This is a genomic window from Peribacillus sp. FW305-BF15 (assembly GCF_058783805.1).
In genome coordinates this window covers 181,895-199,162 of sequence record NZ_JBYSYV010000010.1, presented here as the reverse complement: position 1 = coordinate 199,162, position 17,268 = coordinate 181,895, and the positions used below count along the sequence as shown (strand labels likewise).

Sequence of the window (17,268 nt, the reverse complement as noted above, 5' to 3'; positions counted from 1 at the left end):
TGATGGCCATCAAGCAGGAAAAATATAATTAGTTATTTATGGAAATTTTGTTCCGGAACACTCGACTATATAAAAGCAGGAGAATTTGATAAAATGGAAATAAGAACCTCTATATAGAAAGGATCGTTTATATGTCCTTATTGGAAATAAAGCAGTTAGTGGGCGGATACACGAAAACGCCCGTTTTAAAAGGAATAAGTTTTGACATTCAGCCAAATGAGCTGGTTGGGTTAATTGGGCTTAACGGGGCTGGGAAAAGTACGACGATTAAACATATCATCGGACTAATGGAGCCGAAAGGCGGAAGCGTCTCGATTCATGGTAAAACACTAGCTCAGGACCCGGATACATATCGAAAACAATTCACTTATGTTCCAGAAACGCCCATTTTGTATGATGAGCTTACACTTGAGGAGCATTTAAAGCTTACAGCCATGGCACATGGTTTGGCGGAAGCCACATTTAAAGAAAGGATGGACGTTCTGTTAAAGGAATTCCATATGGAGAAAAGGCTTAAATGGTTCCCGGCCCATTTTTCAAAGGGAATGAAGCAAAAGGTCATGATAATGTGCGCCTTTTTAGTACAGCCGTCTTTATATATCGTCGATGAACCCTTCGTAGGTCTTGATCCACTAGGCATTCAATCCCTGCTTGATTTGATGAGGAAGATGAAAGAGAGCGGAGCGGGAATTTTAATGTCTACACACATTCTGGCGACAGCCGAGAGGTATTGTGATTCTTTCATCATACTGCATAATGGAGAGATTCGGGCGAAAGGCAATCTTGAGCAGCTTCGTGAACAATTTTCCATGCCAGGGGCAACTCTGGACGATTTATATATCCAATTGACGAAAGAAGAAATCGGTCATGAATAGTCAAAATCTCTGGAAGGAAAGATATTTAGGCTATATAAATGAAACGCAAAAATATCTTCGTTATATTTTTAATGGCCATCTTGTTTTTGTCATGGTTTTGGTTCTGGGTGGGTTGGCTTATTATTACAGTGATTGGGTGAAGACGTTAAACAATGATTTTCCTGCTGCATTGATCATGGCCTTTGTTTTATCGATCATTGTAACCAGAAGCCCGATAAATACTTTCTTGAAAGAACCCGATACGGTATTCCTGCTTCCGCTTGAAACGAAGTTGAGAAGTTATTTCAAGAATTCATTGATATTAAGCTGGGTCATGCAGGGCTTTATTCTTCTGGTTGTCCTGATTGCATCGATACCGATGTATGCGAAGGTTACGGGTGCAGGAGGTAAGGACCTTGGAATCATCCTGGCCGTTTTGCTTATTTTGAAGTTTTTGAATTTGACCATGCGCTGGCTGGTATTGAAATATCAGGATACATCAGTGAGCCATTGGGACTCTCTCATCCGCTTTTTACTTAATGGCGTGATTCTTTATTTCATCTGTTCAAGGGCAAATATACTGTTTGCACTTATAACCTTCTTATTATTGTTAGCACTTTACATGTATTACCGAAGCGCGACTAAAGGTTTCGTGTTAAAGTGGGAACGGCTGGTGGAACTGGAAAACAAACGGATGAATTCCTTCTATCGAATAGCGAACATGTTTACTGATGTTCCTCATTTAAAAGGGAAGGTAGCGAGAAGGAAATGGATGGACTGGCTATTAGCACTCATTCCGTATGGTGATAAGTCAACTTATACCTATCTTTACGCCCGTACCCTTCTGCGATCCAATGATTATGTGGGACTTTGTTTTCGTTTAACGATCATGGGATCCGTGATTTTAAGTGTATTCACTAACATATTTGCACATTTGATTGTTACGTTCATGTTCTTATTCATGACAGCCCTGCAACTGCTGCCGGTTTGGAAGGCACATGAGTGGAAAGTATGGGTCTCATTGTATCCATTGCCAGCAAAAATGAGAGAATCTGCAGTAATAAAACTAATTTCCTATTTCCTATTATTTGAGGACCTTGTCTTCAGTTTGGTCCTGCTAGTGAAAGGGGAATGGATGTCCGCTTTAGCCGCCTTGGCAATGGGGCTTGTTTTCATATTCGGTTTTAAAATTTATGCAACAAAGAAAATAAAAAACTTTTAAGCAGAAGCTGATTTTTCATAAAATCAGCTTTTTCTTTATTAAGGTTTCAGTTGATAGAAATCCGCTCCCTTTCCGCCGACGGTCTGCCAAGCCTCCTCGACGCAAGCGTCTGTGGGGGCCCGGCTAGCCAGTTTTTCGGCAGGGTTCCGCAAATTTCTTCCATCCGTTAAGGATGACAGTAAAAATATCAAGGATCACCTATTCTAAAATTTGGTTCGAAATGGACCAGTCTGGAGTGGAAAACAACATTGGATACTTTTACAACCCCCAAAAAACGTTTTAGTTATTTAATTCTTTTAAGAAGTGAAAATTGAAACTAAAAGCCTCATAGGGGGTATATACATATTTAACGGAGGTGTTGAATGATGGATGAATATGAACAAAAGGCATTATCTGAACTAGTATCATGGAAAAAGAAAGTAGCCAAGAAACCCGGCAGGCTTGAGCGGATGTCCAAAAAGGCGCAAATCAAATTGAATGGTTATATTCCAGACCGAGTGCACAAAGTAATTACTGATAGTATTAAAGGGATGATAGAGGCCGTATTATCAGGTTCTAAATATATGTCTAAAGAAAAAAATGTAGTGCTACTAACCTTGCAGCAAAAAGAAGAGTGGGTTGCGGAAACTGTAACGGCATATCGGAAAACGGCCGTTATAGAAGGTGTGGGAACCGGAGCGGCAGGGCTTTTAATTGGATTGGCTGATTTCCCATTACTGCTTAGCATCAAGATGAAATTATTATTCGAACTATCCCGTATATACGGTTTCGATCCAAATAAATATGAGGAACGTTTATTCATTCTCCATATCTTCCAGATGGCATTTTCAAGCGAGGAGAAGAAATTTGAAACATTACGGGTAATAGAGGAATGGGATTCAGGGAAATGGCCGGAAATAGACTGGCAAGAATTTCAGCAGGAATATCGCGATCACATAGATGTCATCAAAATGTTCCAGCTCGTTCCAGGTATTGGGGCAGCTGTCGGTGGATATGCCAACCATCATTTGTTGGAACATCTTGGGGAAACGGCTGTCCATTGTTACCGAATCAGACTTCTTAAACAGTAAGGGACGGGGATAACCCGTCCCTTCACTATTACCGCAATAAAGATTCATTAACCATTTGGGATGATTGTTTTTTATTGTGATAGGTCACCGCTGCAGTGCCTAATATTTTGGCTGCAATGAGCATCGCATTTTCATCAATGTCAAACAAAGGATGATGATGTGGATATGTATGTTCATTTTTCGGCCTGGCTCCCGTAAAGAAGAATGTACCTTTTACATTTTGTAAATAATAAGAAAAATCTTCACCTGTCATATCCGGGTCAATTTCCTCTGTAACCAAAACTTCCTTGACTGACTTAGTACTTTCGATGAGGAATTTAGTTTCCTCGACATGTGGAATAACTGCTGGATAGCCTTGAAAGTATTGATATTCATAGGTACAGTCCGCAGCTATGCAGGTTCCTTTAACAATCCGCTCCATTTCTTCGTTAATGAATGAACGGACATCTTCCTTGAATGTGCGGACGGTCCCGATTATTTTAGCCTTATCTGCAATGACGTTAAAGGCATTATCTGCTACAAAGGATCCGACGGTAATGACTGCCGAATCTATTGGGTTTAGGCGGCGGCTTACGATTTGCTGCAGGGCCATGACGAGCTGAGAGCCGACTAAGATTGCATCACGGGTTTTATGCGGCTGGGCTCCATGCCCGCCTTGCCCTTGAATGGTGATTTCAAAACGGTCAGCAGCGGCCATAAGGGGTCCATAAGCGTATTGGACTGTTCCGGTTGGGGCCGTTGCCCATAAATGGGTGCCGAAAATTACATCCACTCCATCAAGGCAGCCAGCCTCAATCATCGGTTTGGCACCCCCTGGAGCATATTCTTCAGCATGCTGGTGGATAAATATATATTCACCTTCGAGCTCATCCTTCAGCTCATTCAGGTTTTTAGCAAGGACAAGGAGTGTCGCTGTATGGCCATCGTGTCCACACGCATGCATGACCCCGGGTACGGAAGATTTATAGTGAACTTCTTTTTCATCTTGAATGGGTAAGGCGTCGAAATCAGCGCGCAATGCTACGGTTTTACCAGGCTTACTGCCTGTGACCTTGGCGATAACACCATTACCGCCTACATTCGTCCGGTGTTCGATTCCAAGTTTTTCATAATATCCAGCGATGAAGGCCGCCGTTTGGGTTTCTTGAAAAGAAAGCTCGGGGTGTTGATGAAGATAACGCCTGATGGAAACCATTTCTTCATATGAACCATCCAGAAGATCGTGTAATCGCTGTATCATTTTGCACCTCCCAATGATTGGATTAATTGTAAGTAGTATATCATATTCTGAATGATCCAAAGTGTATTAAATACCTTCAGGAGAGATATATAATGATTAAATATTTCTGGATTGCTTTGGTTTTGCTTTGCGTGTTGCTATTCTTTTTTTTGGTGCATGAAGTCCAAAGGGAGGAGGCTTTAGCGTTCGATACATATATTACGGTAGTTTTTTCCGTAGGGGAAAATACTTTTTCGCTCACAAGTCCATTACCTATCTTGGGAAATCCAAGTTCATTGGTTTTGGAAGCATATTATGTGTTCTATATTTGTGGATAATGAAGAAGGACTATTGGAACATGGCCGTCTTCTCTATCGGAATTGCTGAGGGTGATGTTAAACGGGTGGATAAAAAATTATGTTAAAAGAGTGCGCCCTGAAAATCATTTAATGGAGACCGCTGGCTTCAGTTTTCCAAGTGGCCACGCAATGTGGGCATTATTTTCTTCAGTTTGGTAGCTTATATAATCATGAATGAAATTAAAGGAAACTCATTGAAATGGGCAATGGGAATTGGTTTCGTTTGTCTGGTCCTCCTGATCGGTGTCAGCAGGATCATTATGAAAGTTCACTTTCCAACTGATATCTTGGCAGGTTTTGCATTAGGGACGGCATATAGTTTAATCTTGTTTAAATTGTATAAATTCCTGGGATCTAGATACTTTGAATAAAGGATTCTGATGAAATATTTGTAAATATCGGTTGCATTTCCCCGGAAATAAAGAAGGAATTTGTCGGATTGTTATAGGGTTATATGACTTTTAGCGTCCAAATAACGTTCTGCATTACTATGAAGGGGCCCATCCTTTAGGATGGGCCTCTTATTAAGCATTAAATAGTCTATTCCTCAGAATCTTTCACCAATGTATACTGCGTTACAAAGGCTTCACCTGAAAACAACTTCTGGCTGGAATTCGTAACAGGAGGTTTGGAGTCACTGTTATGCGCCTGCTGGAATGAACTGGATTTCTTCCAGTTCATAAAGTCCGATTGTTTTTCCCAAATCGTTAAGATTACATATGTTTCAGAGTTGATTGGACGCAGGATACGAAGGGCAACGAAGCCTGGTTCATTTTCAATGAATCCGGCCCTGTTTTTAAAACGGTGTTCAAATACCGGCCGTCCTTCCTCACTGACAGGGATATTGTTCATGACCACATATCCATGATCTTGAAGAGTTCCCTTCCCATCGACTACCTCATATTTTCGTGGCGAGCTGAAGAGCGTTTTACCTGTAGTTTCATGTAAAAGGACTGTGTTTTGAGCATTCTGCATAAGTAATATTTTTTCATTCGGGTGTTTATCTTTTTTTAATTTCAAAAAATCATAAGTACCTGAAGTGATGAATACATTCATAAATTCCCCTCCAATTTCTATATAGTACCTGTATACCCATTTTACCCAATGAATAGAGCTTTTACCATTTCCAAACTAACCATTAAGCTGGCAAACCGGTAAGATACATATATAAAAGTCGATTTTTTGACAAATATATTATAGAAAAAGCTATAGTTTAAGGAGATTCGATTTGAAATTCAACATCCTTCTGATATTCTATGTAGGTAATGAATAAAAATAGAAACGTGATTGCTTGAAAGGTGGATATTAATGTCTAAGGAAATTACGAATGATACATTTTTAAAAGCTGCAAGAGGAGAGAAAACGGATCATGTGCCTGTTTGGTATATGCGTCAGGCTGGCCGTTCACAGCCGGAATACCGAAAATTGAAAGAGAAGTACTCACTTTTTGAAATTACTCATCAGCCGGAATTATGCGCTTTTGTAACTAGATTGCCAGTTGAGCAATATGATGTAGACGCTGCGATTTTATATAAAGATATAATGACACCGCTACCAGCGATTGGTGTCGATGTTGAGATTAAGTCCGGAATCGGTCCAGTCATAGCCAATCCGATCCAATCGGTGACAGATGTTGAAAAATTAGGTGAATTGAACCCAGAGAAAGACATCCCATATGTGTTGGACACGATTAAATTATTGACCACGGAGCAATTGTCCGTTCCTTTGATCGGTTTCTCAGGGGCTCCTTTCACCATTGCTTCATACATGATTGAAGGCGGCCCCTCCAAAAACTACAATAAGACGAAAGCTTTCATGTATTCCGAGCCAAAGGCCTGGTTTGCATTAATGGATAAGTTAGCGGATATGATCATCATCTATGTCAAGTCGCAAATCAAAGCCGGCGTTAAAGCCATCCAAATCTTTGATTCCTGGGTGGGTGCTTTGAATGTTGAAGATTACCGTGTATTCATCAAGCCGATCATGACTCGTATCTTTTCATCATTGCGTGAAGAAAATGTACCGCTAATCATGTTCGGGGTCGGCGCAAGTCACTTGGCACTTGAGTGGAATGATCTTCCGATTGATGTAGTCGGGCTTGATTGGAGACTGCCAATTACAGAAGCAAGACAAATGGGAATCCAGAAAACGGTACAAGGTAATCTAGATCCTGCCCTGCTATTATCATCATGGGATGTTATAGAAGAACGGACGAAAAGGATTCTCGATCAGGGCATGGAGCAGGACGGCTACATCTTTAACCTTGGTCATGGGGTTTTCCCTTCCGTAAATCCGGAAACACTGAAGAGGCTGACCGCTTTCATTCATGAATATTCATCAAAAATGAAGTAAGGTGAGCGAACCATTTGCTAAAACTCCTTAATTGGATGCACAATAAAAGAACGAAATCTTTAAAAGAGGTGTAACTTCATGTCAAGAAAAAAAATGGGCCTTTTAGTCATGGCTTATGGTACTCCATACACTGAAGAGGATATTGAAAGGTATTATACACATATTCGTCATGGGAGACGGCCAAGCGACGAATTGATTGCCGACCTAAAGGGCAGATATGAAGCGATCGGTGGATTATCCCCGCTTGCAAAAATAACGGCAGGACAAGCTGAAGCGCTTGAAAAGAAATTGAATTCCGTTCAGGAGGAAGTTGAATTCAAGGCATATCTTGGCCTGAAGCATATTGAACCTTTTGTTGAAGACGCAGTGAAACAAATGCATGAAGATGGAATCAAAGAAGCGGTCAGTATCGTATTGGCACCGCACTTTTCAACATTCAGCGTGAAGTCTTATAATGGACGTGCCCAGGATGAAGCCGCTAAATTGGGGGATCTGACCATCACTTCCGTTGAAAGCTGGTATGATGAGCCAAAATTCATCCAATATTGGGTAGACCAGGTAAAAGAAGTGATTGGGAAAATGACCTCGGAAGAACGCGATAATTTCGCTTTAATTGTGTCGGCACATAGCCTCCCGGAAAAAATCTTGCAATCGGGAGATCCGTATCCAAATCAACTGAAAGAAACGGCAGACATGATCGCTGAAGGCGCAGGGGTTAGCAATTATGCAGTAGGCTGGCAAAGCGCTGGACAAACTCCTGAACCATGGTTGGGACCCGATGTACAGGATTTAACCAGAGATCTTCATCAAGCAAAAGGTTATAAAGCTTTCATATATATTCCTGTCGGCTTTGTTGCCGAGCACCTTGAAGTCCTCTATGATAACGATTATGAATGTAAGGTTGTGACGGAAGAGATTGGCGCAGGCTACTATAGGCCGGATATGCCCAATGTTAAACCTGAATTCATCGATGCTTTGGCCACGATCATTTTAAACAGATTACAGGAAAAATGATCAGTCAATAGGGGAAAATTAGTTTAACCATGCTTGCTATGTGCTATACATATTTTCATTTGAAGTTATGTTATTCACTGGAAAGCGACGCTGCCTTTGGCCTTGCAGATTTAAATAAATATGTATTTTCGAAAAGTGGCTGTCCAGTAACGGGGATGGCCATTGTTTCTCTTGGGAATTGAAAATATAATTGAAAAAACTGAAAATTTTTGGTATGATATCGTTGAACATAATGACTGTTTTGTCCGTCTGGTCAGAATTGAGGTGGGAAATGTCTGTTGATCGTAAAAAATTAATTTTGGAAGCTGCGACCAAGTCGTTTTCACTTTTTGGCTATAAGGCAACGACGATGGATCAAGTCGCTAAAATTGCCAATGTGGGAAAAGGGACCATTTATACCTTTTATAAAAATAAAGAAGAGCTGTTTAAAGAAATCGTTCAGCGGATGATAGAGGAAATGAAATATGAGGCGGAACAATCTTTGGATGACCAACTCTCCTTTTTTGAAAACCTGCATCGGGCCGTTTATCGAATTCTGGAGTTCAGGCAGGAACATCAATTATCATTAAAACTTCTTCAGGAAGAGCGGGAAATTGGTACGCCGGCCGTTCAGGAAATGGTTAATGAAATGGAAGAAGCCATTGTATCCTACATTAAGGAAAAACTAAAAATAGCGATTGATAAGGGCCATATACAACCTTGCGATCCGGAGATAACAGCTTTCCTGATGCTAAAGATGTACCTTGCCCTGATCTTTGATTGGGAAAGGAACCATGCCCCATTAGAGAAAGAGGAAATTGCTGAACTATTTAAAATATATTTGTTCAAAGGATTATCCGTTACGTAATCAATCTATTTTTTTGCTGAAAGGCAATGAACCCCAATAAAAGAAGAGATGCCGATCATCGGTATCTCTTCTTTTATTGGTTTTTTTTTCAGCTGCGAAACCGAAACATCTATGAATTCATCCTGCTATTTGGGATAGGATGGTGAAACATAAAGACTACTACTCTCCAGAAAGGCAATGATCACAGTGGTTTCCATAACATTCGTGCTGTTCTTCAATTTTTTTTCCGCATTCCGTGCATTGTTTCGGTGGCAGATTTTTAAAGAACTCAACGCTACTTTGAATCATGAACATCATCTCCTGAATTTTTTATTATTCGCTTTTCTATGGTTTTATTGTATTATAACAGATTTGAGATGTCAATGAATGTTTTATAACATAAGTAAAAAAGGTGAAATAAGGGCAAGAATAGTTTATATTAATGGGGAAGTCATTGAGAGAAAAAAAGGAGTGCCTAAGAATGAAAATCACCGTAATTGGGTGCTGGGGCGGTTATCCAGCTAAAAATGAGGCAAGTTCCGGCTATTTGCTTGAATATGAAGATTTTCGCATTCTGCTTGATTGTGGCAGCGGTGTCCTATCACAGCTTCAAAACCATATGAAGCCGGAGGATCTTGGTGCAGTTGTATTATCCCACTATCATCCTGATCATGTAGCGGATATTGGTGTCCTGCAGCACGCTGCGTTCATACAACAGATATTGGGCAGCGAAAAAAGGACGATTCCTATATATGGTCATGATTTGGACGAAGTCGAATTTGGTAAGTTAACATACAAAGACGTGACAAAGGGGATAGCCATCTCTGCTGATCACCCCTTAACCATTGGACCGTGTAAATTTACGTTCATGAAAACAAAACATCCAGTCCCTTGCTTTGCAATGAGGATCGAAGCTGAAAATCATTCGATAGTTTACACAGGTGACAGTTCATATATGGATGAGCTTGCAGATTTCGCTAAAGACGCAAATGTTTTATTATGTGAAAGTAACTTTTACAGTGATATGGATGGTTCAAAGGCGGGGCATATGACGGCAAGGGAAGCGGGCCTGCTGGCGGAAAAGGCTGACGTCCAGCTGTTGCTGTTAACTCACCTCCCTCATTATGGGAATCTTGATCAACTGAAAAAAGAAGCATCCGAGGTATTTAAAAGGGAAATAGCTGTAGCCAAAACCAATCTCGAGTTCCAACTTTAAATGAAACATCAGTGATATGAAGTCTGCAAGGAGGAACAACTGTGCTTTTTATTGATAATAAGGGAATTACAGATCCAAGAATTAACCTGGCCATCGAAGAATATGCGCTTAAACATTTAAACATAGATGAAACATATCTTTTATTTTACATTAATCGACCTTCAATCATCATAGGCAGAAATCAAAATACGATCGAAGAAATCAATTCCGATTATGTAGATGAAAAGGGCATTACAGTTGTTCGCCGCCTTTCCGGAGGTGGAGCGGTTTATCATGACCTAGGGAATCTCAATTTCAGTTTTATTACGAAAGACGATGGGAACAGTTTCCATAACTTCAAGAAATTCACCCAGCCTGTCGTGGAAACGCTCGAGAAACTAGGAATACATGCTGAATTGAGCGGTCGTAACGATATTCTGGCTGAAGGAAAGAAAATTTCGGGAAACGCGATGTTTTCAACGAAGGGCAGAATGTTCAGTCATGGAACATTGCTGTTTCAATCAGAAATGGATCACATTGTATCCGCTTTAAAAGTGAAAAAAGATAAAATCGAGTCCAAAGGGATTAAATCGATAAGAAGCCGTGTCGGTAATATCGCCGATTTTCTAAAAGAACCGATGTCTGTTGAAGAATTCCGTTCATTCCTTCTGCAAAATATTTTCAAAGAAACCGGAAAGGTTACAGAGTATGTTTTAACAGAAACGGATTGGGAGAAAATTCACGAAATCTCGGAAGATAGGTATCAAAATTGGGAGTGGAATTACGGAAAATCACCTAAATTCAACTTGCAAAACTCACATAGATTTCCTGTGGGATCTGTTGATATCCGCCTTGAAGTGAACAGGGGAATCATTGAAAACTGCAAGATCTACGGTGATTTCTTCGGGGTTGGAGAGGTCGCGGATATTGAACGAAAGCTTACTGGAACACGCTATGAAAAGGAAGCAATCAGCAGAGTACTGGATGAGATCGATGTTCGTCATTATTTTGGCAATGTAACAAAAGAAGAAATATTGGCTTTAATATATTAAGCCTGAAAGCCGTCCCGCCTTTTTAGGACGGCTTTTGTGACTAATAATGACAGTAATTGCTTGAATATGGATAAAATGGTTGCTGTGATCGCATTCTTTTAATATAATAAAAATGTATTTAGTTCACCATAAAAATGAATGACCATTCATTCATGCTATTTGCAGGGGAGGGAGAAAGATGAATTTATCTGAACAGCTTCATCAAATGGCTTTAAAAAAGGCGGATAAGCCAGCATATTACTTTTTGGATCAATCCACTTCATATGGGGAATTGGATAAAGCCGTTACGAAGTTCGCGGACGAATTACATAGGCTTGGTGTTTCAAAAGGTGATAACATTGCGCTGTTATTAGGCAACTCTCCACATTTCATCATTTCATTGTATGGAGCTATGCGAGCAGGGGCGACCGTAATTCCCGTCAATCCAATATACACACCTGACGAGATTGGTTATATCCTGAATAATGGCGATGTAAAGGTTGTTGTGGCATTAGATAAGCTTTTACCCTTACTGGAGAAAATGAACCCTATCCTTTCAAGCGTAGAACAATATGTAATTTGTGAAACGCAGCCGCATAGTGGGGATAGTAGCGAATTTAACATCTGCAATAAAATGAAATCGTTTACAAAAATGGTCGAATCGGGGGATGAAGGCTTTAAAGGTCCTGAACTGGATCCTGAAGATACGGCAATCATACTTTATACTTCCGGGACAACGGGGAAACCAAAGGGGGCCATGCTCACACATACCAATATCTACTCCAATGCACATGATATTGGTGAATATTTAAATATCACAGAAAGTGACCGTGTCATTACGACATTGCCAATGTTCCATGTTTTCAGTTTAACGGTAGTTGTGAATGCCCCGTTGATAAGCGGAGGTACGCTTTTAATTGTCCCGCAATTCAGTCCAAAGGAAATATTCAGGCAAATCAAAAAATATGATGCAACCGTTTTTGCTGGCGTGCCTACGATGTATAACTTTCTTTTTCAATATCCAGATGCGAAAGAGGATGCTTTGAAGTCTTTGCGGATATGCATATCTGGCGGATCTGCCATGCCAGTGTCCCTGCTTGAATCATTCGAGCGGAAATTTAATGTTAGGGTTTCAGAAGGATATGGCTTATCCGAAGCTTCCCCTGTTACCTGCTTCAATCCTTTGGACCGTCCAAGGAAGGCGGGTTCCATCGGTACATCCATCCTTAGGGTGGAAAACAAAGTGGTCAATGAGCTTGGAGAAGAAGTGCCGATCAATGGTGTAGGAGAATTGATTGTCAGGGGTCCGAATGTAATGAAAGGTTATTATAAAATGCCTGAAGAATCAGCCGCTGTCTTGAAAAATGGCTGGTTATATACAGGCGATTTAGCCAGGATGGATGATGAAGGCTACTTTTTCATTGTAGATCGTAAAAAGGAGCTTATCATCGTCGGTGGCTATAATGTCTATCCACGTGAAGTGGAGGAGGTTTTGTATGTCCATCCTGAAGTAGTTGAGGCAGCAGCCATTGGCGTTCCCGATCCCAATCAGGGGGAAGTGGTTAAATGCTTTGTGGTAAAGAAAAACAATGCATTGACCGAGGAAGAGCTGCTTGCCCATTGCATGGAACACCTGGCCAAATATAAGGTGCCGGCAAAAATTGAGTTTTTGGATGAACTTCCAAAAAACGCGACTGGTAAAATTTTACGACGTTCCTTGAAAAACCATGTACTGCAAAGCTGAATTACATTGATCATGAGGATCATTGCCTATAACCGGCAATGGTCCTTTTTTGTACAACCAAAGTGTATGAGGTTGCATAAAATATATTGAAGAATCTTAAAACCTTGATTCTTGTTTCGAAAAGAGTTATGATTGTCATTAAAAATTTCCACAATATTGTAAGGAGGGGTTAGATGAGAGATGTAAAACTTTTGGATATTTTTACACATCCCATTGCTCAAAAATACTTGAACCGTTCAGGTCTGGCACATGCGATTGCGGTAGCATACCATGCGTTTCACTTAGCAAATGAATATAATGTCGACCCTGATATTGCCGCTAAAGCCGGGCTATTGCATGATATGGGTCATTTCACCTGGTATCGCAATGGTAAATGGGATTATGATCTTTATAAACAAAATGATATTCACCCCATCAAAGGTGCCGAACGAGCACATAAACTGTTAATCCGCTTGGGAGAAAACCCGATCAAGGCAAAGACCATTTCCCTCGCCATTTTATTTCATACCGATTCGTTCTTACCTTCGAATGATATTATTCGTACACCGCTTCAGCAAGTCGTCAAATGGGCCGACGAAAAAGATGAAGAAGAAGGCGGAAAACACCATTATCGCAAAATTGATTTTCCCCGGGCAAAGGATAGCATCATGAAACTTGATACGCTCATAGATGAGGAACAAAGAAAAAGGCTATCATCCTGAAGTCAAACGGGTTGATAGCCTTTTTTATTGTCAGGAGGAACACAATTATTAAAAGTATTTTTACAGTTTAAATTTGTTAACAGGTGAATTAATGATGTAAAATATAGACCATTAGAACTATTTCATGGTGAACAATTATAAAAAACTATCGGATTAATAACAAATAAAAAAAGTAACAGGTGAGGTTATGAAGCCGATTAAGCTAATGATATATGGTGGTCAGGGAGGAATTGAGGGAATCATCGAACAAGAAGGTGACATTAAGGTCATGGGGATGACTGGAAATGAAATGGACCTTCTTGATTCTGATCATACATCAGTCATACCAGATGTCATTCTTATTGATGCCCGCTCATCAGGGAAGTATGGACAAGAAGTCATGCAAGTCCTTAAGGAAAAACACCCATCCACTCCTTTGGTCGTTTTTACTGACTATTCAGAAAATAACTATCTTATTGAAGCAATAGGCCATGGTGCAGCAGGTTATGTGTTACAGGATGGCGGAATGAAACAAGTGTTGTCGGCAATCCGTCAATGTGCCAACGGTCAGATCGTTTATCCTGCCTCATTCAAATCAATTTTAATGAAAAGGCTGGAGCGGGATGTTGAAAGATCACCAGTAACTTTGGAAAAGGCAATCGGAAAATTGGGGGCTTTTTCTAAACGCGAGCATGAACTGCTTATCCTGCTAACCCAAGGCGAAACGAATCAGCAAATTTCCAAAAAACTTTTTCTATCGATCGGCACGGTAAAAAACTATATAAGCCGTATTTACAAAAAACTGAATGTTAATAATCGACCGGAGCTTATGGCACTTTTGTATGGTTTGCAAAATAGCGGGATGAAGGGATGACCAATCATGCCCGCCGTTCCGTTAATCGGTCTCATTCATTATAAATCAAATTCACATTTAAAATCCTTTGATGAAACGATTTCATCTTAGCAAATAGGCAAAAGAATAAATTCGTCGTTGCCTTAAAACTCCCATCCCGGAAGTGCATGTTTGACTGATGGAGTATTCTGTGAAATATTCAACAAAATGATGGGAACTGTAAGAAGTGAATAATAAGGGAAATCCGGTTCTAACCTGTCCATTTTGGATTAAACTATTAAGAGGGAGATTCGTTTTAAGGAGGGGCATCATGGTTAGAAAATGGGCTGGAAGAGCGATTATACTATATATCCTTTATGCAGCAGCGATGTATTGGTATATTTTTTATGGAGCGGATACGACCATTCCCGAAGCTTTGCGTGGAACGGCAGCAGATCCTGCAACATTCCTGAATGCAAGGGAACTAAAGCTTAGTGAAGAGTATTCAGGACTGCGGAATTTTATTTTTTTCGTATCGACGCCATATGAATGGCTTCTGTATTTCTTCATATTATTATTCGGTTTTTCAAAGGCATTTGAAAAATCGTCAATGGCAGTCTCGAGACGGAAAGCGATCAGAACGGGCATTTACTTATTCTGGCTTTCCGTTATTTCATACCTGGCTCTATTTCCAATCAGTTTCATTGGATATCGGATGAGCAAGAGTTACCACATAAGTACACAAAGTTTCACCTCGTGGATGAAGGATGGAGTCATCGAATTTTGGGTGAATTTTGGGATGATGTTCATCATCGTTTCCGTTTTATATTGGTTAATGAAAAAAAGTGTGAAGAAGTGGTGGCTCTATGCTTGGATGTTGTCCATTCCTTTTTCCTTGTTCCTGATGTTCGTTCAGCCTGTATTGATTGATCCGCTGTACAATGAATTCTATCCTCTCAAAAATAAAGAGCTGGAAACGGAAATATTGGCACTAGCCTCACAGGCTGAGATCCCGGCTGAACACGTGTATGAAGTAAATATGGCGGAAAAGACAAATGCCTTGAATGCATATGTTACCGGCATAGGTTCCAACTCAAGAATAGTTCTTTGGGATACGACCCTGAACAAACTGAAGGAAGATGAAATCCTTTTTATCATGGCACATGAAATGGCTCATTATGTGGAAAAGCACATTTATATAGGGATTGCAGGTTATTTAGGACTGACATTAATCGGTTTGTGGCTGACTTCGAAAATCATGAACTTTATTATTGGTCGCTGGGGCCATCAGTTAAAGGTCCGTTCGGTTGACAGCATATCATCTCTTCCGTTATTTCTCTTGATAACGTCTGTGCTGCTCTTTGCTTCGAGTCCGCTGTCCAATTATGTTTCCAGATATCAGGAAACAAGGGCTGACCGTTATGCCATTGAAATGACCGGGGACAAAGAATCAGCAATCACGACTTTCCAGGAACTCACGAGGTCGGGTTTGAGTCAGGTCAACCCGCCATTCCTGGTTAAATGGCTGCGGTATTCCCATCCGACCATGCTCGAACGGATTTCAACGGTTGAAAATGCAGATACAAAGGGTGAGTGAAAGCCAGCTGAAAACCAGCTGGCTTTTTTCCTTCGGAAAGTGGAAGTTTGTAGTCGTTTTCAGAAAAAACTATTATTTTAAAAAATCTTAGGTTCTCTACTATAATAAATTAAATTCCCAGTTCGTTTTAAGGAGATCGGATATGTATAATGTACTTTTGATCACTGTAGGCTCAGTGCTTGTGGCAGTGGCCTACAACTTATTTTTGATACCACATTTAATTTTAAGCAGCGGACTTAGTGGACTTGCGATCATGTTCGGAATCATCACCCCAGTCAACACAGGGATATTGAATTTTCTGATGAACCTGCCATTGCTGATTCTTGGTTACCTGAAATTAGGGAGACGCTTTATCACCTATACGATATTATCAGTTGTCGTGATTTCCATCAGTTTATACCTCATTCCAGTTCACGGTATTTCCACTGAACCGATTTTGTCTTCTTTATTTGGCGGAATCATATCGGGAATCGGTATAGGCATCGTCTTTCGCGCTTCGGGGTCTTCTGGCGGCTTTGATATCATTGCCATGCTATTGGCTAAGAAGAGCGACTTTCCGCTTGGTACATTGCTTTCGGTGATGAATGCTGTTGTGGTGGTAATCTCAGGCTTCATCTTCGGTTGGGATGCCGCATTATATACGTTGATTTCCATTTATGCAGCAGGAAAGGTGATCGATACGATCCATTCCAATCACATTAAATTAACATTGATGATCGTTACCAAAAAGAGTGACGAAATGAAAACGAAGCTCCTGACCAACCTATATCGTGGAATTACAGTTATGGATGGTGAAGGTGCATATTCAGGAGAAAAGAGCAAAGTAATGATGACAGTCATTACACGTTATCAGTTAACCGATGTAAAAACGATGATAAAAGAAGTGGATCCGAATGCTTTTGTTAATATAACCGAAACTGCTGAGGTCATGGGTATGTTTCATAAAGAGTGATGATAATGAAAAAAAGCCTCCCGACATTATGGGAGGCTTTTTTGATCATGAATGTTAATTTCCAAATTGTTTTAGTAAAACGTTCATTTCAGAACTTAGTTTTAAGAATAAAGGTTTGTTTTTCATATCCAAGGCATCATCGATCTGTTTTGCAAGGAGATTCTTTTTGGTAGTAAGGACGGCTTCCTGAATAATCATATCAATTAACATTTCCTGAACCACGGCATCGTTTTTCATTTCGCTCATTGATAAGGACTTCACTGACTCTGAATAAGATTTTTCATTTTTCAAAGTTACCACCCCTGACCCTTTTTATTATTA

The 17,268-nt window shown here is 40.3% G+C and carries 19 protein-coding genes; 15 read left to right on the top strand and 4 right to left on the bottom strand.

Annotated features, from left to right (window positions below):
- Positions 1–131 precede the first annotated feature (131 nt).
- From AC3WLU_RS13145 to AC3WLU_RS13135, 3 genes are all read left to right on the top strand, one after another.
- A complete protein-coding gene (locus AC3WLU_RS13145) occupies positions 132–875 on the top strand; it encodes an ABC transporter ATP-binding protein (protein ID WP_048677969.1) in 744 nt (247 codons plus the stop codon).
- On the top strand, positions 868–2,076 hold the full coding sequence (locus AC3WLU_RS13140; protein WP_098865880.1) for an ABC transporter permease: 1,209 nt from the start codon (positions 868–870) through the stop codon (positions 2,074–2,076). The genes AC3WLU_RS13145 and AC3WLU_RS13140 overlap by 8 nt, the downstream gene beginning before the upstream one ends.
- A gap of 362 nt (positions 2,077–2,438) precedes the next feature.
- Positions 2,439–3,146, top strand: a complete 708-nt coding sequence (locus AC3WLU_RS13135) for an EcsC family protein (protein ID WP_222620129.1) — start codon at positions 2,439–2,441, stop codon at positions 3,144–3,146.
- Between the two features lie 28 nt (positions 3,147–3,174).
- Here the strand turns inward: AC3WLU_RS13135 and AC3WLU_RS13130 are convergent, their stop codons facing one another.
- Positions 3,175–4,386, bottom strand: a complete 1,212-nt coding sequence (locus AC3WLU_RS13130; protein WP_440439261.1) for a M20 family metallopeptidase — start codon at positions 4,384–4,386, stop codon at positions 3,175–3,177.
- Positions 4,387–4,478: 92 nt separating this feature from the next.
- On the opposite strand from AC3WLU_RS13130, the gene AC3WLU_RS13125 reads away from it, so the two are divergent.
- Together AC3WLU_RS13125 and AC3WLU_RS13120 are read left to right on the top strand one after the other, a co-directional pair.
- On the top strand, positions 4,479–4,703 hold the full coding sequence (locus AC3WLU_RS13125; protein ID WP_492597361.1) for a hypothetical protein: 225 nt from the start codon (positions 4,479–4,481) through the stop codon (positions 4,701–4,703).
- A 152-nt stretch (positions 4,704–4,855) separates the two neighbouring features.
- Positions 4,856–5,095, top strand: coding sequence for a phosphatase PAP2 family protein (locus tag AC3WLU_RS13120; RefSeq protein WP_413009412.1), 240 nt, complete (start codon positions 4,856–4,858; stop codon positions 5,093–5,095).
- 169 nt (positions 5,096–5,264) lie between these two features.
- Here AC3WLU_RS13120 and AC3WLU_RS13115 read toward each other — a convergent pair whose 3' ends face one another.
- The gene (locus tag AC3WLU_RS13115; RefSeq protein WP_057275807.1) at positions 5,265–5,780 is read right to left on the bottom strand and encodes an antibiotic biosynthesis monooxygenase family protein; all 516 of its coding nucleotides are present in this window, start codon (positions 5,778–5,780) and stop codon (positions 5,265–5,267) included.
- Between the two features lie 252 nt (positions 5,781–6,032).
- On the opposite strand from AC3WLU_RS13115, the gene hemE reads away from it, so the two are divergent.
- The 3 genes from hemE to AC3WLU_RS13100 all read left to right on the top strand — a co-directional run bounded on the left by hemE (position 6,033) and on the right by AC3WLU_RS13100 (position 8,937).
- On the top strand, positions 6,033–7,076 hold the full coding sequence (gene hemE, locus AC3WLU_RS13110) for a uroporphyrinogen decarboxylase (RefSeq protein WP_492597360.1): 1,044 nt from the start codon (positions 6,033–6,035) through the stop codon (positions 7,074–7,076).
- 78 nt (positions 7,077–7,154) lie between these two features.
- The gene (gene hemH / locus AC3WLU_RS13105; RefSeq protein WP_268564325.1) at positions 7,155–8,090 is read left to right on the top strand and encodes a ferrochelatase; all 936 of its coding nucleotides are present in this window, start codon (positions 7,155–7,157) and stop codon (positions 8,088–8,090) included.
- A 271-nt stretch (positions 8,091–8,361) separates the two neighbouring features.
- Complete coding sequence (locus tag AC3WLU_RS13100) at positions 8,362–8,937, top strand: TetR/AcrR family transcriptional regulator (RefSeq protein ID WP_057275809.1); 576 nt, start codon at positions 8,362–8,364, stop codon at positions 8,935–8,937.
- Between the two features lie 159 nt (positions 8,938–9,096).
- Here AC3WLU_RS13100 and yhfH read toward each other — a convergent pair whose 3' ends face one another.
- Positions 9,097–9,225, bottom strand: a complete 129-nt coding sequence (gene yhfH, locus AC3WLU_RS13095) for a protein YhfH (protein WP_065310849.1) — start codon at positions 9,223–9,225, stop codon at positions 9,097–9,099.
- 172 nt (positions 9,226–9,397) lie between these two features.
- On the opposite strand from yhfH, the gene AC3WLU_RS13090 reads away from it, so the two are divergent.
- From AC3WLU_RS13090 to AC3WLU_RS13060, 7 genes are all read left to right on the top strand, one after another.
- Positions 9,398–10,132 carry an MBL fold metallo-hydrolase gene (locus AC3WLU_RS13090; RefSeq protein WP_095392679.1) on the top strand — a complete coding sequence of 245 codons (735 nt, stop codon included), beginning with the start codon at positions 9,398–9,400 and terminating at the stop codon, positions 10,130–10,132.
- Positions 10,133–10,173: 41 nt separating this feature from the next.
- A complete protein-coding gene (lplA, locus tag AC3WLU_RS13085; protein ID WP_328143671.1) occupies positions 10,174–11,163 on the top strand; it encodes a lipoate--protein ligase in 990 nt (329 codons plus the stop codon).
- A 178-nt stretch (positions 11,164–11,341) separates the two neighbouring features.
- Positions 11,342–12,886, top strand: coding sequence for a fatty acid--CoA ligase family protein (locus AC3WLU_RS13080; protein ID WP_492597359.1), 1,545 nt, complete (start codon positions 11,342–11,344; stop codon positions 12,884–12,886).
- Between the two features lie 173 nt (positions 12,887–13,059).
- Positions 13,060–13,587: an HD domain-containing protein gene (locus AC3WLU_RS13075; protein ID WP_413004634.1), complete on the top strand. Its 528-nt coding sequence runs from the start codon at positions 13,060–13,062 to the stop codon at positions 13,585–13,587.
- A gap of 187 nt (positions 13,588–13,774) precedes the next feature.
- A complete protein-coding gene (locus tag AC3WLU_RS13070) occupies positions 13,775–14,440 on the top strand; it encodes a LuxR C-terminal-related transcriptional regulator (RefSeq protein ID WP_492597358.1) in 666 nt (221 codons plus the stop codon).
- A 289-nt stretch (positions 14,441–14,729) separates the two neighbouring features.
- Positions 14,730–15,995, top strand: coding sequence for a M48 family metallopeptidase (locus AC3WLU_RS13065; protein WP_063577101.1), 1,266 nt, complete (start codon positions 14,730–14,732; stop codon positions 15,993–15,995).
- A gap of 142 nt (positions 15,996–16,137) precedes the next feature.
- On the top strand, positions 16,138–16,947 hold the full coding sequence (locus tag AC3WLU_RS13060; protein WP_063577100.1) for a YitT family protein: 810 nt from the start codon (positions 16,138–16,140) through the stop codon (positions 16,945–16,947).
- Between the two features lie 54 nt (positions 16,948–17,001).
- Here AC3WLU_RS13060 and AC3WLU_RS13055 read toward each other — a convergent pair whose 3' ends face one another.
- Positions 17,002–17,238: an IDEAL domain-containing protein gene (locus tag AC3WLU_RS13055; protein ID WP_048680068.1), complete on the bottom strand. Its 237-nt coding sequence runs from the start codon at positions 17,236–17,238 to the stop codon at positions 17,002–17,004.
- Between the last annotated feature and the right edge of the window lie 30 nt (positions 17,239–17,268).